This window comes from Pedobacter sp. R-06, from assembly GCF_049913135.1.
Taxonomy (GTDB): domain Bacteria; phylum Bacteroidota; class Bacteroidia; order Sphingobacteriales; family Sphingobacteriaceae; genus Pedobacter.
In genome coordinates, this window is sequence record NZ_CP183977.1 from 1908087 (window position 1) to 1925959 (window position 17873).

The 17873-nt window shown below is 43.7% G+C and carries 21 protein-coding genes; 14 read left to right on the top strand and 7 right to left on the bottom strand.

The window, feature by feature from the left end; translation table 11 throughout:
* Positions 1 to 269: 269 nt before the first annotated feature.
* The 6 genes from ACN9MR_RS07705 to ACN9MR_RS07730 all read left to right on the top strand — a co-directional run bounded on the left by ACN9MR_RS07705 (position 270) and on the right by ACN9MR_RS07730 (position 3155).
* The gene (locus tag ACN9MR_RS07705; protein WP_057935026.1) at positions 270 to 449 is read left to right on the top strand and encodes a hypothetical protein; all 180 of its coding nucleotides are present in this window, start codon (positions 270 to 272) and stop codon (positions 447 to 449) included.
* A gap of 660 nt (positions 450 to 1109) precedes the next feature.
* Positions 1110 to 1724: a hypothetical protein gene (locus tag ACN9MR_RS07710; RefSeq protein WP_426329027.1), complete on the top strand. Its 615-nt coding sequence runs from the start codon at positions 1110 to 1112 to the stop codon at positions 1722 to 1724.
* Between the two features lie 82 nt (positions 1725 to 1806).
* The gene (locus ACN9MR_RS07715) at positions 1807 to 2049 is read left to right on the top strand and encodes a hypothetical protein (protein ID WP_426329028.1); all 243 of its coding nucleotides are present in this window, start codon (positions 1807 to 1809) and stop codon (positions 2047 to 2049) included.
* A gap of 7 nt (positions 2050 to 2056) precedes the next feature.
* Positions 2057 to 2323 carry a hypothetical protein gene (locus tag ACN9MR_RS07720; protein WP_426329029.1) on the top strand — a complete coding sequence of 89 codons (267 nt, stop codon included), beginning with the start codon at positions 2057 to 2059 and terminating at the stop codon, positions 2321 to 2323.
* Between the two features lie 27 nt (positions 2324 to 2350).
* Positions 2351 to 2641 carry a hypothetical protein gene (locus ACN9MR_RS07725; RefSeq protein ID WP_426329030.1) on the top strand — a complete coding sequence of 97 codons (291 nt, stop codon included), beginning with the start codon at positions 2351 to 2353 and terminating at the stop codon, positions 2639 to 2641.
* A 4-nt stretch (positions 2642 to 2645) separates the two neighbouring features.
* Positions 2646 to 3155 (top strand): 2'-5' RNA ligase family protein, encoded by a 510-nt coding sequence (locus ACN9MR_RS07730; protein WP_426329031.1) that lies wholly within the window; start codon positions 2646 to 2648, stop codon positions 3153 to 3155.
* A 26-nt stretch (positions 3156 to 3181) separates the two neighbouring features.
* On the opposite strand, the gene ACN9MR_RS07735 is transcribed toward ACN9MR_RS07730, so the two are convergent.
* From ACN9MR_RS07735 to ACN9MR_RS07745, 3 genes are all read right to left on the bottom strand, one after another.
* Positions 3182 to 3337: a DUF2256 domain-containing protein gene (locus tag ACN9MR_RS07735; RefSeq protein ID WP_426329032.1), complete on the bottom strand. Its 156-nt coding sequence runs from the start codon at positions 3335 to 3337 to the stop codon at positions 3182 to 3184.
* Positions 3324 to 3713: a DUF4385 domain-containing protein gene (locus ACN9MR_RS07740; RefSeq protein WP_426329033.1), complete on the bottom strand. Its 390-nt coding sequence runs from the start codon at positions 3711 to 3713 to the stop codon at positions 3324 to 3326. Before ACN9MR_RS07740 ends, ACN9MR_RS07735 begins: the two co-directional genes overlap by 14 nt.
* A gap of 99 nt (positions 3714 to 3812) precedes the next feature.
* On the bottom strand, positions 3813 to 4151 hold the full coding sequence (locus tag ACN9MR_RS07745; RefSeq protein WP_426329034.1) for a hypothetical protein: 339 nt from the start codon (positions 4149 to 4151) through the stop codon (positions 3813 to 3815).
* Positions 4152 to 4407: 256 nt separating this feature from the next.
* Between ACN9MR_RS07745 and ACN9MR_RS07750 the strand changes: the two genes are divergently transcribed.
* From ACN9MR_RS07750 to ACN9MR_RS07760, 3 genes are all read left to right on the top strand, one after another.
* The gene (locus tag ACN9MR_RS07750) at positions 4408 to 4959 is read left to right on the top strand and encodes a DUF421 domain-containing protein (protein WP_426329035.1); all 552 of its coding nucleotides are present in this window, start codon (positions 4408 to 4410) and stop codon (positions 4957 to 4959) included.
* Complete coding sequence (locus ACN9MR_RS07755; RefSeq protein ID WP_426329036.1) at positions 4899 to 5117, top strand: zinc ribbon-containing protein; 219 nt, start codon at positions 4899 to 4901, stop codon at positions 5115 to 5117. Before ACN9MR_RS07750 ends, ACN9MR_RS07755 begins: the two co-directional genes overlap by 61 nt.
* A 96-nt stretch (positions 5118 to 5213) precedes the next feature.
* Complete coding sequence (locus tag ACN9MR_RS07760) at positions 5214 to 6107, top strand: bestrophin family protein (RefSeq protein ID WP_426329037.1); 894 nt, start codon at positions 5214 to 5216, stop codon at positions 6105 to 6107.
* 770 nt (positions 6108 to 6877) lie between these two features.
* Here the strand turns inward: ACN9MR_RS07760 and ACN9MR_RS07765 are convergent.
* Positions 6878 to 7501, bottom strand: coding sequence for an alpha-ketoglutarate-dependent dioxygenase AlkB family protein (locus ACN9MR_RS07765; RefSeq protein WP_426329038.1), 624 nt, complete (start codon positions 7499 to 7501; stop codon positions 6878 to 6880).
* A 283-nt stretch (positions 7502 to 7784) separates the two neighbouring features.
* Here ACN9MR_RS07765 and ACN9MR_RS07770 point away from each other — a divergent pair, with 283 nt between their 5' ends.
* From ACN9MR_RS07770 to ACN9MR_RS07785, 4 genes are all read left to right on the top strand, one after another.
* A complete protein-coding gene (locus tag ACN9MR_RS07770) occupies positions 7785 to 8522 on the top strand; it encodes an ImuA family protein (RefSeq protein ID WP_426329039.1) in 738 nt (245 codons plus the stop codon).
* A gap of 5 nt (positions 8523 to 8527) precedes the next feature.
* Positions 8528 to 10039 (top strand): Y-family DNA polymerase, encoded by a 1512-nt coding sequence (locus ACN9MR_RS07775; RefSeq protein ID WP_426329040.1) that lies wholly within the window; start codon positions 8528 to 8530, stop codon positions 10037 to 10039.
* Positions 10040 to 10044: 5 nt separating this feature from the next.
* Positions 10045 to 13275 carry an error-prone DNA polymerase gene (locus tag ACN9MR_RS07780; protein WP_426329041.1) on the top strand — a complete coding sequence of 1077 codons (3231 nt, stop codon included), beginning with the start codon at positions 10045 to 10047 and terminating at the stop codon, positions 13273 to 13275.
* A 683-nt stretch (positions 13276 to 13958) separates the two neighbouring features.
* Positions 13959 to 14231: a hypothetical protein gene (locus ACN9MR_RS07785; protein ID WP_426329042.1), complete on the top strand. Its 273-nt coding sequence runs from the start codon at positions 13959 to 13961 to the stop codon at positions 14229 to 14231.
* A gap of 339 nt (positions 14232 to 14570) precedes the next feature.
* Here ACN9MR_RS07785 and ACN9MR_RS07790 read toward each other — a convergent pair whose 3' ends face one another.
* Positions 14571 to 14762, bottom strand: coding sequence for a hypothetical protein (locus tag ACN9MR_RS07790; protein ID WP_426329043.1), 192 nt, complete (start codon positions 14760 to 14762; stop codon positions 14571 to 14573).
* A 225-nt stretch (positions 14763 to 14987) separates the two neighbouring features.
* On the opposite strand from ACN9MR_RS07790, the gene ACN9MR_RS07795 reads away from it, so the two are divergent.
* On the top strand, positions 14988 to 15857 hold the full coding sequence (locus ACN9MR_RS07795; protein WP_426329045.1) for a nucleotidyl transferase AbiEii/AbiGii toxin family protein: 870 nt from the start codon (positions 14988 to 14990) through the stop codon (positions 15855 to 15857).
* Here ACN9MR_RS07795 and ACN9MR_RS07800 read toward each other — a convergent pair.
* Together ACN9MR_RS07800 and ACN9MR_RS07805 are read right to left on the bottom strand one after the other, a co-directional pair.
* Positions 15844 to 16719: a type IV toxin-antitoxin system AbiEi family antitoxin domain-containing protein gene (locus tag ACN9MR_RS07800; RefSeq protein WP_426329046.1), complete on the bottom strand. Its 876-nt coding sequence runs from the start codon at positions 16717 to 16719 to the stop codon at positions 15844 to 15846. The genes ACN9MR_RS07795 and ACN9MR_RS07800 overlap by 14 nt on opposite strands.
* Before the next feature lie 547 nt (positions 16720 to 17266).
* The gene (locus ACN9MR_RS07805; RefSeq protein WP_426329048.1) at positions 17267 to 17866 is read right to left on the bottom strand and encodes a PIN domain-containing protein; all 600 of its coding nucleotides are present in this window, start codon (positions 17864 to 17866) and stop codon (positions 17267 to 17269) included.
* Between the last annotated feature and the right edge of the window lie 7 nt (positions 17867 to 17873).

Below are 17873 nucleotides of genomic sequence, written 5' to 3' on the forward strand. Positions count from 1 at the left end.
ATCAGCTACAACCCAAAATATAAGATCCGCTACCGCATTGTAAATGACGTGTCCGCAGATATCGAATACTTTGTGGCGGAATGCTGCGGACGGCTGGGATTTATCCTCTGAAGGGCTAACGCTATTGGGGTAAGCAGTGATGCCCGGCATCTGGATTATCAATAGTTCTTTTTGCTTTCTGCCTGAAATGTTTAGTTTTGGGACTGGAATATGGTTTCCTACAACAAAACAATTTATACCCGGGGCTTTTGGCCCTTTAAAAAACAGTTATGGACAAATTCAAACAGGTACAGGAAGTGATCGCGTCGGTTGAGGCTGATGTGACGAAATTTTATGATGGTGGAAACGCTGCAGCTGGTACACGTGTACGTAAAGCAATGCAGGACCTTAAAAACCTTGCCCAGGAGATCAGGGCTGAGGTTACAGAGAAAAAGAACAGCGCAAAATAAACAGGAGACTGTTTTGGGAAATAAGGCCACTGATATTGATCAGTGGCTTTTTGTTTTTAGGTGGATTTTTATATCTATCATATCCGGCAATAGACCCTGGCAACTGTATATGTTTTCTGGTTATGCCATATATATTTAATTTTTTTATTGTTTGGGCAACTGCCGGGCTATCCGCTCATACGCCTGCAGGCCTTATGTGCAGGGCAGGCATCCGCTGCTATCCCTGTTGCGGATTAATCAGTATATAGCAATCTGATTAGTTGACATTACTTAAAACTTCTATCTCCCGGAATTACAGGGTATAAGGTTAGTTTGTGTAACTAAAGGAGGGGGAGGCCGAATGATCCGCTTTGCCATAGGACATTTATATAAAACCTCATTTTCATTTTCATCTTTGATATCAAGGTATTTGCTCATTAGGGTTCAAAGGCTGTGTGCCATTTGCAAAATGATTTTTCTGTTGTCTGATCATTGTGGACCGTAAATTTCAGTGGTGTCAGCCTTATTGTGTTTTTAAGGAGTAACAAGATGATTGGGAGATTAACGCTGTTTCATTCCTGTCGATGCTATAGCTTTGCCCGTTCTTGTTTGGATTAATGTTGTGCTGCACGCTGACGCTGATTTTAAAACTTATACCCTTAATCTGATGTTCTCTTAGTTATGGAAACCAAAGAAATAAGTCACTGCCTTTTAAAACTTGGCAAATGGGCGGTTAAATATCGGAGAGGATTATTGATGGGGGGCATCCTTAGCTTTTCAGTCACGGCAGCCTATCTGCTTTCCAGCAAAAAGAAACAGGTGAGCCCTTTACAGCCAAAGAAAATAGGTATTGATATGGAAAGATATGTTTTTGATATCCAAACGGATGGAGGCCTGAAAGCTGCTGTGGTAGAAAGCGGCGGCGATTGCTATACGGTGACGCTGGATGGCAGGTATATTGGCAGCATGTGGAGAGACGAAGAACGCGTGATGCAGTGGAATACGCTGGATGAGGAGCTAACACCGCATCTTTCGGATATTGCAAGCCTGCTATCGGAAGCTTTTTCGCGCAAAGGCTTTCCTTCGCTGTTAAAAGGTGCTTATCCGGAAATTATTTCCACCGGGTGGAAAAGTACGGAAACGCTTGAAGTGGTGATATCACCGGAGACGGACCTGGAGGTATTCTCAACTTTCCTCAAAGATGAAGTATTGAACCTCGTGGATTTCGGGGAGCATCTGGACCTTATGGTCAAAAAAGCCGATAATGCCTATTTCGTGATTGTTGGGGTGAATTAGATTTTTTTGATGTAATAAAGTCTGTATTTTCAAGTGTAGAAGATAAATCAAAACCAATTAATTCTATAATTGTTGGATAGAAATGGAAGAACTTGCTTATACCTTCAAAGATAAAAAAGGGGCGGAAATCACCTATACTATTGTAGAATATGCCTCCGAAGATATTTTTGACTTTATGCCCAATGGAGGAACAGTCTGCAGGGCACAAAAACAGGATGGAAAATGGGTACAGCTTTCGGGTGCTGATACCGGGCCGGAAATCCTGCAGGAACTGGGTGGATTTATGGACCGGCACCACAGGCAGCAAAAACAAGGCAATCAATAACAGATATATGGAAACTTACAAAATAGCCCTTGGTGATGGGGTCGTGCACTCCTTTGAGGTTGTTATATATCCGCACTATCGGCAACCCAGCTGCCGATATGGCGTTCTCCAGGACGGCAAACCTGTAGCGTCCCTGTCTCCGGACAGTCAGGGCTTTTTGCACCTCTGCCAAAATCCGGGCAACATCGGCGGGGAAGTGCTTGATATGCTTTGCGAGGCCATCGAACTGAGGCATCCGCATCGCATTCCTGAATCAATGACTGATCGTGAGTAAAGTTAACCCTAATAAATAGTATAAACCATGTTCAGTGATACAGATAGGCCCAAGTTCAGTGCGGCGGAAAGTAAAAAATTTGATGGCGGGGTATTTGAAGCCATTTGGAAAGACAATGTGATACCGTACTTGATCAAAAAGTCTGGTCTGAACCTATCGGAATATGCCAGGTTGGCGAAGCTGTCCGTCGGGCATGGCCGGCAGATTGCCTATGGTTTTATCCGTAAATTCACTGATCAATCCGGCGAGCAGGGAATGAAATTTACCTATGGTTCAAAATGGTTCCTTAAGGGGCTGGCCTTTGAGGAAATTGTATAAGCTTATGGGTATGCTGGGGCCAACCTGTATCCTCACTGCCGGCCTGGATGAGAAAAGCCAGGCATTTTTTGATGAAATGAGGTTCCGCTATTTTCCTGAAGAACGGAATTTGCTCCGTGCCCATCTCACGCTGTTCCACAAGTTGCCGGATACTGAGCAGACCCAAAAGATTCTGGCAGGCTTAGATCAGCAGATCTTTCTTTCATCGGTAAACTCTATAAAGAATATCGGCCGTGGGGTAGCTTATTTTATTGACTGCAATGAACTGTCAAAACTTCACAGTTATTTACAGCAGCAGTTTCTTTCGGAATTGAGCGCTCAGGATCAGCAGGTCATCCGGCCGCACATCACCATCCAGAACAAGGTAAAACCGGAAGAGGCCCGGGCACTGTTGAACATACTGCAAACAGGCTTTGCGCCTTTTCAAATAACTGTACATGGCCTTGATCTCTGGCATTACCTTGATGGTCCCTGGGCGCACTGCCGCTATTTTCCCTTTAAGCCCCTGTCTTAACCTAGGATTAATAAAAAGATAAATATTTATGAGACCAGCGGGTTCTCCTTATTTCTTCTGCATTTCCCTGAGCAGTATTTGACTTTCTCCCATACCTTTTCCCATTTTTTTCGCCAGCTAAAGCTGCGCCCACATACTATGCAGGCTTTTTCCGGGAGGTGCTGCTTTTTAACCCCTTTCATTTTTCCACTGCTTTTTCAAGATAGCATACTTTTCATTGGCTTCGGCAAGTTTCCATTTATTATAAAATATGGAAGCCGAAAGTGCTTTTTGCGCTTCACCCGTTCCGCGTTCCAACTGGCGATAACCCTGATCAGGATCATGTTTTTTGCCTCCTTTATAATTGGCATAACGCCTGGACCTGGTAAAGCCCATCTGCAGGTATTTTCTGGCCATATCTGCGCCCACAAAATCTCCTTCGTTCAGATAGGAGATAAACATTGCGTAGATTTTGTCACTGCTCTGTCCGGCGACTTCCGGTGTTTTAAAACGCCAGTACTGGCCAATCTCACTTTTGTATGGCTCACAGATCAGAACACCCTGCTCGCCTTTGCCCACCCGGTAAGCTACAGGATTTTTCCGGTAATCAATATCCGCTTCCAGGCATATTTCGAATGGTCAAAGTGGAGATAGCTGGGTTTGTCCATAACCGGTATGTTATCCCTGGTTGATGTGTGTGTTCAGGTAGCCTTCGGCGCTGACCAGATCTTTGTCAATCTGCTCTCTGGCCGCAACTGATCCATCGTACTGGGAATCCTCTGCAAATTCGCTCAACAGGGTAAAGCTGATTTCCGTGTCTTCCTGCTCAGCATGCGCAGCTTTTCCGATAACAGTAAAAATACCTTCAATACCTCCATGCACAAAACTGTACTTGACCTGAAAATCATCCTGATCTTCGGTCGGAATTTCCGCGATTTCGGTATAGGCGCGGTCCTGTATAGTTTCCAGCCCCTGTTTCAATAATTTGATCGCCAGTTGTTTTTCATCTGCTGTCATATCTGATGTATTTAACTTCCCTTTTCTAACACTTTTCGGTCGCTAAAGTTTTATCCCATTAACGGTATATTTTTTTGATAACACGTTTTTAGCTTAGCCCTGATATCGGGGTACTGCTGGATATTATCCCGTTGAAGCGGTGAAATCCGATATCGGAGGGAAACAACCAAAATTTGAATCTCGCTTTAAAACCTTTTGAATTTCACATATGTTCTGAGAAATGCCGGAATGATTCCGGCCTTTTTATTATTTATCCATGGATGCATTCAAAACTTTTGATTTTCACAGGATTTTTTTTGGTGATCTTCCTTATGGCTTTTTATTGGAGATTGTTTTCCGGACGGCGGTGATGTATGCCTATACAATCATTTTGCTCAGATTGCTGGGTAAAAGGAGCATGGGGCAGCTCAGCACACTGGAACTTGCTATTATTATCTGTTTCGGTTCAGCGGTTGGCGATCCGATGATGGGGAAGGATGTCCCGATTGTGCATGGGATGGTCGTGATCACCACGGTAGCTATGCTACAGAGCGCTGCCGAATGGATTATCAATCGCAACAAGAAACTTGAGGCATTTATGGAGGGGAGGCCTGATTGCCTGGTTAAGGATGGGATGATTGTTAATGTGTCACTCAATAAAAATAATCTCAGCCATGAAGATCTTTACAGGCTTTTGCGAAGTAAGGATGTTGAGCATTTGGGCCAGGTAAAGAATGCTTTTTTTGAAGCTTCGGGGCTGCTGTTGGTATGGTGCTTTCCAAAATCGGAAACGGTTCCCGGATTAGGAATAATTCTCAGGAACATTTAGCTGAAGATCACATAGCGCATGCTGGAAATGAAGTTTCAGTAGAAAGGCATTTTACTTGTACTCACTGCGGTAATACAAGGTATATGACTTCAGATAGGAGGTTTTCGCATTGCCCGAAATGTGGTGGGAAAGAATGGATCAGGTCAATTGAGCATTAAATGTGATGATTTTGTTTTATTTTGCCGCTGTTTTTTTTGACCTGATATAGATAAGTTTCTGTTTAGCCTATGTATTTTTGATTTAATTTTTATTTTATGTTATTAAAAAAGAAAATCCCATTTAGTTATATTTTCAAGAAAGTCCGTAAAGAACTTTTATATGTTTTAGCGATTGGTCTGGTGGTTTATTACTGTACTTCAGTATTCAAAAATTTCATTCCTGAGATGCCGCTGGGCATACCTGCTTTCCTGGGGACCGCAATTTCTGTTATACTCTCTTTTAAACTAAATCAATCCTACGACCGTTGGTGGGAGGCTAGAAAGATATGGGGCAGCATAGTAAATGAAAGCAGGACTTTTGTGTTACAGCTTCAGTCTTTTCTGCCTGCAGGTTTGACTGATGATATCAAAAAAATCACTTTCAGGCACATTGCATGGTGTTATAGCCTCAGCCGGTCTTTAAGGGGGCAGGACGGCGCGGAAAATTTACAGGAATATCTTACTGATGGCGAAATAAAAGAGATAAGTGCTCACCAGAACAGGCATCTGGCCATTCTTCAGCTCAATACCCTGCATATTGCAAGCCTAAGGGAGCAAGAGCGGCTCAGTCTATTCGCCCATGTGCAGATCAATAATACCCTTGTTAATTTTTCCAATGCGATGGGAATGGCAGAGCGTATAAAAACCACAGTGTTTCCGGTAACTTACAGGTATTTTCTACACCTGACCATATATCTTTTCTTGATTACCTTATCGATATCTTTGAGAGATATTGAAAGCTATTTTGAAATCCCGCTCTTGCTTGTCATATCCGCTGCTTTTTTCCTTCTGGAAAAAACAGCCAGTCATATGGAAAATCCTTTCAGCAATCTGCCTACAGACACAGCTATGACGACAATCTGTAACACGATTGAGATTAATCTAAAGCAACTGATCAAAGAGGAAAATATACCTGAGCCCTCAACCTCGGATACATTTTATATTCTATAATGGAAACATCGTTATTTAGGGTATTTGTTATTTTTCTTTAAGTTTTATTTTTCGATATGCAAAAACGATAAGGAGAAATCGATGCTGATTTAGTCTCTGTTCTGCTTAACCCATTTCAATTTGCTGACATCGTAACCATCCAGATTTGCTTTTTCTAAAAAAAGCTTGTTTGCTTTGACTGTTCATTTTTAATTCCCCTGGATAGCAGCCAGGTATATCCAGTAATTGTTCCCGTATTTCAATTATGGTTGTTGTAATAGATTTTGTAGGGAGGCCTGTCAGGGTCTGAGACTTGGAAGCTGCTATTAAGAAAGCAGATATTTTTAGGATAAATGAAATTGGGGGCGCGGCCGTCCACCGGAGGGCCGGAAAGCCTTGCGTCCTGCGGGCACACCGGCTGAGATAATCGGTAGATTGAAGATGTGACTGGTCTATATTTATTGCTGTTGCAAAGAAGCCGGACAACTGGCGAGAACAGTTGCAATGGACCAGATGGAGACAGATCCACAATTACAAACTACGTATGCCTCTAATCTTAGAGATGATCTGACTGGGATTCGTGGATGGAAGCGGGGGGATGAGCGCCTGACTGTAATTTCCTTTATACAGTTCCCATCAAAGTTAGTGGAAGCATGTCCCATTTCTAAGGATACCTTTTCAACAGGGAAACTAGGCCCAAGGATATATCCCGACCAGCAAGCTCTTGATATGTCCGTTGTTGGTCAGAGGAACTGACCTTTGATTATTGGGGGGTAAATAACAATAAGCCTTTAACTATTCAGATAAATTGGTTTACCCGGTTCGGAAATACGGAAAGTGAGGTTGATCCTTGGGCCGACATTTCGAGTAGTCTTGGGCACATGGTGCTCGTAATGGTCCTGCATGTTCTCATCCATGAGCAGAAAACTTCCGTGCGTCAATGGTATATCCAGCCCTGCAATATCTTTTCTGATTTTGTGGCGTACCTTAAAAATCCTGGTATCACCAAAAGTTACTGATGCAATGTGATGGTGCTTGCCGTCAGCAGGAAGCGTATCGCTGTGCCAGGCGACGGAATCCTTTCCGTCCCGGTACAGGTTCAACAGCACGCGGTCAAAACTGATGCCGCAGGTATTTTCTATTGCTTGTTTGATTTCCTGGAGTATGGGTGTCCATTCATAACCGTTTACGCCACCATAATAGGCCGTCAGCCTGGGGTCAAGCACCATCTTATCATACATTTTTCGCATGCGCTGCTGCCAGGGTGTTCCAGCTAAAAGGATTTTATAATAATTGTCCGACTCTTTTTTGTTAAAAAAATGCTGCCACAGCCGCAGTTTTGTATCGGGCATATTGAAATCTGTATGCCTCTTTATGCCTCCGTCAAATAATGCTGTTTCTCCAAAAAGGTTCATGCCACAAAGTTACAGTTTTAGATAATGAACTAAAAATATTAGTAAAAATTGACGTTTTTGTGAATTGTTTTTGATAAAAAATAATCCAGATATATAGCGGTGATTTTGCAATATTAATGCATTAAGGAGATTTTTTTGTGGAATTATTTCATTTTTCCCTTATTCTCCCCATCGCATAAAAATAAATGTTTTCCACATTTTAATAATTGCTAACATTTTTAGTATTAGTTTTGTTGTATCATTTTAAGATGCTCATCGAGAGGCATAAAATAAGGGAGGCCAAATGAAAGCAAACAGGGAACTGATCGATAAATTGCAGCAGGATATCCTGCTGTGGCAGGGCTTTAAGCCGCAGGTTGCGGGAAAAGCTGATGCTATTGGCCTTGGTGCAATAGAAACTGCATTTCCCAATGGCGTTTTTCCCAAAAAAGCAATCCATGAATTTATTACCATCGCTCCTGAAGATGCTGCTGCTACAGATGGTTTTATCGGCGGTCTGCTCGCTATCCTGATGAAGGACGGCGCAGCCTGTGTCTGGATCAGTAGATCAAGGAAACTCTTTCCGCTTTCCCTGCGCCTTTTCAATGCCGATCCCGAACGCATTATTTTTATGGATGTGCAGACCGAAAAGGATGTTCTGTGGATTATGGAAGAATCATTGAAATGCAAAGGACTGGCGGTAGCCGTTGCTGAACTTACTGAACTGAGCCTCATTGAATCCCGCAGGTTACAGCTCGCAGTGGAAAAAAGCGGTGTTACCGGATTAATCCTGCGTAAAGATGAGCGTAAGACTGCAAGTACCGTAGCCACTGCCAGGTGGAAAATTTCTCCCTTACCAAGTGTTACCGAGCCGGGAATGCCGGGGCTTGGTTTTCCACGCTGGCAGGTGGAGCTGCTGAAAGTAAGAAGCGGTAAACCGGGCAGCTGGGTGATGGAATGGGCAGGTGATGCCTTCAGAGAGCCTACTCCTGGAGAAAACAATACATTATGGTCTGAACCAATACAAAGACAGATTGGATAGGTGTTATGGTGCAAAAGCGTTATGTTTCGATATGGTTCCGCCACCTGCTGGCTGACTGGCAGCTGATCCGCCGGCCTGAACTGAAGGATGTGCCTTTTGTTTTTGCCGCACCCGATCATGGACGCAACATGATCACTGCGGTCAGTCTTCTTGCTCACTCGCAGGGAATAGATGTTGGCATGAAAGCCGCGGATGCCAAAGCGATCTGTCCGGGGCTGGAGGTGATCGATGATAAAACAGGCAGGGCAGCTTCTCTCCTGAAAGCCATCGGGGAATGGTGCATCCGTTATTCCCCAATTGTGATGGTGGATGATTTTTCAACAGATGGGCTGTTTATGGACATCAGTGGCTGCACCCACCTTTGGGGAGGGGAAAGGGAATACCTGAAAGAGATTGTTTCAAGGCTAAAGACAAAAGGATACACCGTCAGGCTTGCTATGGCCGACACGCCCGGTGCTGCATGGGCGATTGCACGATTTGGAACCGTAACACCCCTTATTCCGCCGGGCGATCATGCAGCTTCATTGCTGCCTTTACCTCCGGAAGCCTTGCGCCTTGATGAAATTACGCTAAACAGATTGCGCAAGCTTGGCTTTTACCGGATCAAAAGTTTTATCGGTATGCCCCGCTCGGTCTTGCGCCGGCGTTTTGGTGAGGACTTTTTAACGCGGCTTGCCCAGGCACTTGGCAGTGCGGACGAAATACTGAGACCCTTACAGGTTCCGGAACCTTTTCAGCAGCGTTTGCCCTGCCTGGAGCCGATCAAAACAAGAAACGGCATTGAAACCGCGATCACTAAACTGCTGGAAAACCTTTGTCAGCATCTTCAAGGTGAAGGAAAGGGATTGCGCAGTGCGGTACTGAGCTGTTACCGGATTGATGGCAAGGTTGTTCAGGTCAGTATCGGTACAAATGCGGCAACGCATAGCGTTGGCCACCTGTTCAAGCTCTTCCAGTTAAAGATCGATCAGATCCGTCCGGCACTGGGCATCGAGCTGTTTGTACTGGATGCAGCCAAAGTGGATGAAGTGGCCCCGGGGCAGGAAGCATTATGGACAGCGAGGCCGGGCCTGAACGATCAGAGTGTGATCCGGTTGCTTGACCGGGTGGCAGGCAAAGTAGGGACAGGGGTAATCCACCGTTATGTTCCGGCAACGCGTTACTGGCCGGAACGTTCGGTAAAAAATTGTACCACTGCGACTGAAAAACCTGATACGGAATGGCGCCTGGACAATCCGCGGCCGACTGAACTGCTTTCCAGGCCTGAAGCGATAGAAGTGATGGCGCTGATCCCCGATCACCCGCCAAAGTTTTTTATATACAAAGGCGCTAAACACGAAGTGGTAAAGGCCGACGGGCCGGAACGGATCGAAAGGGAATGGTGGATGGATAAGGGCGATCACCGCGACTATTACCGGGTAGAAGACGGGCAGGGCAGAAGGTACTGGCTATTCCGATCGGGTCATTATGACAGCGGTCAGAAATACAAATGGTTTATTCACGGATTTTTTGCTTAAAGGAAATGGAATATACTGAATTACAGGTGACTTCGAATTTCAGCTTTTTGAGGGGAGCTTCCCACCCTCAGGAGCTCATTGATCAGGCGGCGGCCTATGGCTATAAAAAAATGGCCATCACTGACCGCAATACCCTGGCGGGAATCGTACGGGCGCATGCTGCGGCCAGGGAAAAAGATATTCAGATCATCCCTGCCTGTAGGTTAGACCTATTGGACGGGCCGGGCCTGCTCGCTTACCCAACTGACCGTGAAGCTTATGGACGCTTATCGGCGCTGCTGACCAGGGGCAATCTCCGTGCGGAAAAAGGGAAATGCCACCTGCATAAAGCTGATGTTTATGAACATGCCAGAGGCATGCGCTTCATTGTGGTCATGCCGGGAGTGCTGAACCGCCACTTTAATTTTGAGGATTCCTTAGTAAAACAGATCGGTGAATATAAAGAAGCTTTACCGGGACAGCTTTATCTTTCTGCCACGCGCAGTTACCTGGGCAATGATGATAAACTGATCTTCCGTATCCGCCAGCTTTCTGACCGGTATAACATCCCTGTGGTGGCAACGGGCGATGTGCATTACCATGAGCCGGCACGCAGGGAATTACAGGATATTTTAACCTGTGTGCGGGAAAAATGTACCATCCAGGAAGCAGGGTTCCGTTTGCACCAGAATGCGGAACGTTATTTAAAGCCGGTCGGAGAAATGCATCGCCTGTTCCGTAAATACCCCGAGGCGATCCGCAATACCATGGAAATATCAGAAGCCTGCACATTTTCTCTGGATGAACTTAAGTATGTATATCCGGAGGAGATCAATCAAAGTGGCCGTTCGCCACTGGAGGAACTTGAATACCTGACCTGGAAAGGTGCACATGCATTTTATGGCGAGGTGGTTCCTGAAAAGGTGGTGAATATGATCCACCATGAGATGGCTTTTGTCAGGCAGATGGATTACGCGAATTATTTTCTTTTTGTGGAGGATATCGTCCGCGAGGCCAGCTCGCGGGGGATCCTTTGCCAGGGGCGCGGATCTGCAGCCAATTCTGCGATCTGCTTTGTCTTAGGCATCACTTCGGTGAATCCGATGAAATTCGATGTGCTCTTTGAGCGCTTTATTTCTCCTGCCAGGAATGAGCCGCCGGATATCGATGTGGATTTTGAGCATGAAAGGCGTGAGGAGATCATCCAGTATGTCTATAACAAGTATGGCCGTGACCGGGCAGCCATTGTAGCCACGGTCACCCAGCAGCACCAGAAGGGGGCGATCAGGGATGTGGGCAAGGCTATGGGATTATCGGTGGATACGATAAACCGCCTTTCCAGCTCGATCTGGGAATTCACAGATGAATGGTTTGAGGGTAATCTGGTAACCGAACAGGGTTTAAACCCCGATGACCCGCACCTGAAAAAAACATTGGAGCTGACCAGGCAGATGATGGGCTTTCCACGCCAGCTCGGCCAGCATACAGGGGGATTTGTGGTGACCCAGGGCAAACTCACCGATCTCTGCCCGATCCTCAACGCGCGTATGGAAGACCGTACCAATATCGAATGGAACAAGGACGACATCGATGCGCTGGGTTTTTTAAAGGTGGATGTACTGGCACTGGGCATGCTGACCTGTATCCGCAAATGTTTTGACCTTTGCAGGGATCATTATGGCAAACAGTTCACGCTCGCCAATATCCCCCAGGATGATCCCGGTGTTTATGACATGATCTGCCTGGCGGATACGCTGGGTGTTTTCCAGATTGAAAGCCGGGCGCAGATGTCCATGCTCCCAAGGCTAAAGCCAAGGGAGTTCTATGATCTGGTGATCGAGGTGGCCATTGTCCGTCCCGGACCGATCCAGGGAGATATGGTGCATCCCTACCTGCGGAGAAGAAATGGAGAGGAGCCGGTAGTATATCCCTCTAAAGAACTGGAAGAAATCCTTGGGCGGACCCTGGGCGTTCCGCTGTTCCAGGAGCAGGCCATGAAAATTGCGATTGTTGCAGCAGGTTTTACTCCTGCCGAGGCCGATGGCCTGCGTAGGAGTATGGCCACTTTTAAATTTAAGGGGCTGGTAAACCAGTATGAAAAGAAACTCATTGACGGGATGCTTGCAAAAGGTTATAGTCTGGAATTTGCCCAACGGATCTTCAGACAGCTCGAGGGATTCGGAAGTTATGGCTTCCCGGAAAGCCATGCAGCAAGTTTCGCCCTGCTGGTATATGTATCCTGCTGGCTGAAACATTATTATCCCGATGTTTTTGCGGCAGCGCTTTTGAACAGCATGCCGATGGGGTTCTATCAGCCTGCACAGATTGTAATTGATGCGCAGAAGCATGGGGTTGAGGTGCAGGAAGTAGATGTGAACTCTTCTTTATGGGACAATAGGCTGGAGGAAAAACCGGGAAAGTATTTTGCGCTGCGCCTGGGGTTCCGGGAGATTAAAGGGATCCGGGAGGATGAAATGGATATCCTGGTAAAAGGGAGGGGAGATGGTTATAAAACCATCACTGCCCTGCGTGATGCGGGTGTATCGCTGGACGCTTTGGAAAAGCTGGCAGATGCGGATGCTTTCCGTTCCATGGGAATGGACAGGCGCAAGGCGCTTTGGGAGGTATCTGCTTTGCAGGACATGCCTGTAGAGCTTTTCAGGGGGCAGGCCTCGGAAAGTGTGCTGGAAACGCAGGTTTCGCTGCCGTTAATGAGCAAGGGTGAACATGTGGTCCAGGATTATGCTACTGTTGGTTTATCCCTTAAGGCCCATCCGGTGAGTTTTGTGCGTGCCCAGCTGGATATGCTGAATATCCGTTCGTGCCATGCGATCAACAACGATGCAACAGATGGGCAACTGGTTAAAGTAGCAGGCCTGGTATTGGTCAGGCAACGTCCGGGAACGGCGGGTGGCGTCTGTTTTATTACCATCGAGGATGAAACAGGGTTTTCTAATCTGGTGGTTTTTGAAAAGCTTTTTGAAACCTACCGGAAAGAGATCCTGCATGCCAGGCTCCTGATGGTAGAAGGCCGCCTGCAGCGGGAAGGGCAGGTCGTTCATGTAATTGTCAGCAGGTGTTTTGATTTTACCAAAATGCTGGGCAAACTCGTTCAAAGGGAAATGGATGATCTTCCGGTGCTGACCTTGGCCAGGGGGGATGAGAAATCCGCTCCTTATCCGGCCCGGAACAAAAGGGCGCAGGTCAGGGAAGAGGTATCAAAGAATGCTTTCCATGGCGGCAGGAATTTTAAGTAAAGTGTATCAGGAAGAAGATGGTTATGACAGGAAGAAAAGCCCTGAGGGAAATTCTCTGGGGTAACGGTTTAAGTGCCGAATGGTGGAATCATGCAGCTTTAATCTGTGCCTGCAGTGCTGCGATGGTTTGTTTGTTTGTTTGTTTGTTTGTTTGTTTGTTTGTTTGTTTGTGTCAGTGAAATGTGGTTTTGTTTGGATGGTATTAAAAGGGGGGAAGTTGTTGCTGGCTGTCCCCAGCGGGCCGGGCCATCTGCTGTATCTTTTGTTCCAAAAGGATGCCGCGCCTGTCCCTGACAGGAAATTTATTCATTACCGCCCGGGGAACTTCGGACATTAAGTCTATTAAAAAAGGGATAATCAAATTAAAGATTACCCCAATCTAAATTAACGTGCTCTGGCTTTCGCCGGATATAGGGCTCTCACCCCCTATAAAACAATTATACGCAAAAAAAAAATATTATCTGGTTTTCTCCTCATAGATATAGATGGAAATATCCGTTGACCAGATATCTGTTCTGATTTCGGGCCGGATTTTTCGGTTGCTGGTAGCCCTATTTTTTTGCTGCAAACATACCGGGCCGTTAACCTGTAAAAGGACTTTCGCGGCATAAACGCTACGCTATTTATTCCACGGTTCCTTGTACATTTTCCCTAGACCCTGTCTTTGTCCGGCAAAAAAAAATATGGCTACTTTAGATCAGACAATCGAAAACGAATATGGTGAAATCTTCCATAGATCATTGATCACGGATCGTTTTATCTTCTACACTGATGATGGTGACGGTATAATGATGTTTTATGTGAATGATCTGGAAAGAAGACCCCTTTATGGCTATGGTGCAGAGGAATTACTGATTGAGGTGATCCTTGAAAATGACTGGAACTGGGCCAGTGAAGATATGAAATATAATATCCAGTGTATCCTGGAGGCTGAATCGGATCAGGGTAGTCCCTGACTGGTCTGAAGATAAAGGGGTTATAGTGCTTTTTGAATACTTGTCTCCATTCTTTACCGAAGACCTGGAACCGGTTGATGGCAGATAGAAAAAATTCTTCAACCAGCAATACCATGCTTTTGCAGTTTCAATCCTTTTTATGAGAAACGAATTATTCATTTCAGATGATTGATAATCAGTAATTTATATTAAATCAACTAAACCAGGAAAATTACAGCTAAAATTATGCTATGCTCATAAATACTTATCAGTTCTGAATAAAATAGATCCCTAATTGATTCTGCAGCAAGCGCAAAAAAATAGTCAAATAATGATAGTACTAGTAATGTTCTTAGCAGACTAGCCACTCGGATCTCTACCTTTCCATTTGTCCCAACCGTGTTCATCTGCGAAGCGGATCATTTCGTTTACGGCGCTGGCATATTCGGCGCCTTTTGTTTGCCATTCCTGTTGAATGTTGCTGTTTTTTTTCTTGAAGAGATTAAACACGGTATCGTTTTTTGTTTTTCTAATATGGAAATTATGCTTCAATGTGAGGTGTTTTTATTGAGGGTTATGGGGGAATAAAGCTGCTAAGAGCTTTATTGAAATCTTCACTGGATTGAAAGTAACCACCAGTGGGAGATATAGTTTTAAGGCACGTTGCCAGCGCTAGTAGTTTTAGAAGTTATACTTTTAGTTTAACCAAGCTGAAAATGGATTGTAATAGATGAGGAATACTGTGTACTTTAGCACCCATCTAAATATAGAATTTTGATGGATATTATTGAGACAATTAAAAGGCTTACGATTACCTCGTTAATGGCGGACGATCTGTTCATGGGGATACTGGTACTTAAGGGAGGAAACGCGCTTGATATTGGTTATGACCTTTCTAATAGGGGTAGCCTGGATATCGATTTCTCGATGGAAAAAGATTTTAGTGAGGATGAAAAACAAATGATCCGAAATCAGGCTGAGGGTATTTTAAATCAAGGATTTAATCAAGAAGGCTTGCAGGTCTTCGATGTTAGATTTTATGATAAGCCAGAAATTATCAGTGATGTTGTGAAGGATTTTTGGGGCGGCTATCGCTTGGAATTTAAAGTAATTGAGCAGGAAAGTTTCGAAAAATATAAAGATAATATGGCTAACCTGCGCAATTATGCTATTCCAATAGATGCAAAAAGTACAAAAACATTTCCGGTAGATATCAGTAAATACGAATACATACAGAAGAAACGGGCGAAAGATCTAACAGGTACAATCATTCATATTTATTCCCCTGAGATGATCGCACTTGAAAAGTTAAGGGCATTATGTCAGCAAAATCCAAAGTATAAGGAAATCATAGGGTCTATGAGCAATAAATCCAGGGCACGGGATTTTTATGATATCCATAACCTTACCACCAATTTTACCTTTGATTTGAACAGTGGCGAGAATCGAAAGATGTGTGTGGCCATTTTTGATGCCAAAAAAGTGCCAATGGATTATCTGACTGAATTGCCTGAGCAATATGAATTACATAGGCAGAGCTGGCCATCGGTTCTTAATACAATAAGTCAGAAAGAAAATGTTCAGGATTTTGACTTTTATTTTGGGCACGTCATCAAACTCGCAAGGGATTTAGCTAAAAGCCTTTAGGGTAGTAGATGGCCCATCGGTGTGAATATTCCTTGTTTTTGATCTCGTAGGTTAAATAGAAATCCAGATCGCTTTTGCTATCAAAGAAACGCAATTGCTTGTCTTCATAACCCGCTCTTTCCAAATAGAACCCTATAGCTTGACGATAAGGATATTTATAGTTAAGTATCCCTAGATAGTGTACAAGTTTTTCAACATCCAACTGGTCTTTTGCTGCTTCAAAAGCATTCAAAACCTCAGATACCCCACCACTGTAGACCGGTCTTACAGCACAGTCGATCAAAGTCTTTTCTAGGTCTGTGAATGCAAATGCCTGATTTGTACTGTTCTTTTCTACAACGCCTAATTTTTTTGTGTTTTTACCATTTAAAAGCACCACCTTGCGATCATTCCATTCATATATGTTGTTGCTAAGTCTTTGCGGTTTTGAAAATGCATTGTTTATAGCTTCTTGGGTTAGTGGTCCTGTATCTGATATTCTACTGACAGACTGATGTTCGGCATTTAGATAGTAAACTTTAGGAATTTGTAATGTTAAGCCGTTTAGGAACAATGCACTATGACATGTATAATATGAACCCGATTTTATACCCGAGACTACACTGAAAAAATCAAGATCGTTTAAACTGTAAATTTCGAGTTCAGACTTGTTTCCATTGAAAACAGTCTTTTTTAGGTGTTTTTCTTTAACTAAAAAATCGATAACATAGTCGCTGCTTCTAAAATATGGAATTCCCCAATGTTCTTTTTGTCCTTCGATTAATTCATGTAATCGTGTATAGGTGAAAGATCGGATTGATAGCGATTCAAACCAGCTCATTATTTCTAAAATCTTGACGCGGACAGGATGGGGGCGTGCCATTATACATTATTAATAAAGCATATATGCTTTATTAAAGCTAAGTTATATGAAAAAAATGACAAATCCAAATTTTGGGGCAGTTGTCAATACTATAAATTATTTTATAATTAACTATGCATAAAGCATATATGCTTTATGCAATCAAAGTTAATGATTTTTAACCATATTGTCAAGGTAATCAGTATGTTTATGTAAATTATTTTTGTTGTTAGACTTTTCTTTTGAATCACAAACTCAGATTTTAGATAAACCAAGTTGTTTTAAGGGTATTCTGATAGGTTGGATGAATCAAATTACGTTTATAAATATTATAGGAACGAAAGGGTGTCGAACCTTGGAGTGTAATGGGTTGTGAATTAGTATTTTTTTGTTTTAGTCATTTTGATTTGATGCCAAAAACTCACCACTGTGTTTTTTGAATTTCCGAACAAGCATATAAAAAACGCGTTATTATTAAAATCAGGTGGTCAGTTTGCACTGAAATAGAGTATCATACGCACCAAATATAATAAGGGATTACCTTAATTACCAGCTGCTTTTATACTTGTTATTTAGAAGCGGCTATTGGCTTTACTGAATCTTTGTAGGCTTGATACAGTTTTTTATTATAAGTACCCACTCTAATGTCCAGATCATGGAAATCCCCATCATGTGTAATAATGGTAGCATCGTATTCTTTCGCTAAGAGATAGAGGTAGTTATCATTGAAGTCAAGCGCACTGCCCTTGAAAGTAGTCAATGTAGCAAAATCATTTGTTTGTATATCACAAAACTTTAAGCCTTCAGAGTATTGATCAATATCATCCAGAATCGTTGCATACTTTTTTTTGAAGTCCTCACTGGACCTATATTCTCCTTTGTAAAATTCATTGGCATTAGGTCTCTGACCCTTTACATTGGAATATTTTCTATCGTACGCGATCTTTGCATGGTACCTTAAGAGCCTGTTGAGTATTTCGCTTAGCTGAATAGGGCATAACAATATGCTGCAGCCGGGATTTTTCATTACCTTACTGAAAAATTCGCTGTAACGGTCGCTTATTTCTTCGGAATCCAGTCCAAGTAACGGTAACCATACATTACTATCAAAAACATAAAGGGCCTTCTCTTTTGGAACAGGATTGTGCTGAAGGTAGAAAATATCCATTTGCTTT

What these genes read in the sequence shown, in the direction of transcription:
- ACN9MR_RS07710 (WP_426329027.1), top strand. Translation starts at nt 1,110, where the DNA reads ATGGAAACCAAAGAAATAAGTCACTGCCTTTTAAAACTTGGCAAATGG.
- ACN9MR_RS07785 (WP_426329042.1), top strand. Translation starts at nt 13,959, where the DNA reads ATGGCTACTTTAGATCAGACAATCGAAAACGAATATGGTGAAATCTTC.
- ACN9MR_RS07765 (WP_426329038.1), bottom strand. Translation starts at nt 7,501, where the DNA reads ATGAACCTTTTTGGAGAAACAGCATTATTTGACGGAGGCATAAAGAGG.
- ACN9MR_RS07705 (WP_057935026.1), top strand. Translation starts at nt 270, where the DNA reads ATGGACAAATTCAAACAGGTACAGGAAGTGATCGCGTCGGTTGAGGCT.
- ACN9MR_RS07725 (WP_426329030.1), top strand. Translation starts at nt 2,351, where the DNA reads ATGTTCAGTGATACAGATAGGCCCAAGTTCAGTGCGGCGGAAAGTAAA.
- ACN9MR_RS07750 (WP_426329035.1), top strand. Translation starts at nt 4,408, where the DNA reads ATGGATGCATTCAAAACTTTTGATTTTCACAGGATTTTTTTTGGTGAT.
- ACN9MR_RS07730 (WP_426329031.1), top strand. Translation starts at nt 2,646, where the DNA reads ATGGGTATGCTGGGGCCAACCTGTATCCTCACTGCCGGCCTGGATGAG.
- ACN9MR_RS07800 (WP_426329046.1), bottom strand. Translation starts at nt 16,719, where the DNA reads ATGGCACGCCCCCATCCTGTCCGCGTCAAGATTTTAGAAATAATGAGC.
- ACN9MR_RS07745 (WP_426329034.1), bottom strand. Translation starts at nt 4,151, where the DNA reads ATGACAGCAGATGAAAAACAACTGGCGATCAAATTATTGAAACAGGGG.
- ACN9MR_RS07735 (WP_426329032.1), bottom strand. Translation starts at nt 3,337, where the DNA reads ATGAAAGGGGTTAAAAAGCAGCACCTCCCGGAAAAAGCCTGCATAGTA.
- ACN9MR_RS07770 (WP_426329039.1), top strand. Translation starts at nt 7,785, where the DNA reads ATGAAAGCAAACAGGGAACTGATCGATAAATTGCAGCAGGATATCCTG.
- ACN9MR_RS07795 (WP_426329045.1), top strand. Translation starts at nt 14,988, where the DNA reads ATGGATATTATTGAGACAATTAAAAGGCTTACGATTACCTCGTTAATG.
- ACN9MR_RS07775 (WP_426329040.1), top strand. Translation starts at nt 8,528, where the DNA reads ATGGTGCAAAAGCGTTATGTTTCGATATGGTTCCGCCACCTGCTGGCT.
- ACN9MR_RS07715 (WP_426329028.1), top strand. Translation starts at nt 1,807, where the DNA reads ATGGAAGAACTTGCTTATACCTTCAAAGATAAAAAAGGGGCGGAAATC.
- ACN9MR_RS07805 (WP_426329048.1), bottom strand. Translation starts at nt 17,866, where the DNA reads ATGGATATTTTCTACCTTCAGCACAATCCTGTTCCAAAAGAGAAGGCC.
- ACN9MR_RS07780 (WP_426329041.1), top strand. Translation starts at nt 10,045, where the DNA reads ATGGAATATACTGAATTACAGGTGACTTCGAATTTCAGCTTTTTGAGG.
- ACN9MR_RS07755 (WP_426329036.1), top strand. Translation starts at nt 4,899, where the DNA reads ATGGTGCTTTCCAAAATCGGAAACGGTTCCCGGATTAGGAATAATTCT.
- ACN9MR_RS07720 (WP_426329029.1), top strand. Translation starts at nt 2,057, where the DNA reads ATGGAAACTTACAAAATAGCCCTTGGTGATGGGGTCGTGCACTCCTTT.
- ACN9MR_RS07760 (WP_426329037.1), top strand. Translation starts at nt 5,214, where the DNA reads ATGTTATTAAAAAAGAAAATCCCATTTAGTTATATTTTCAAGAAAGTC.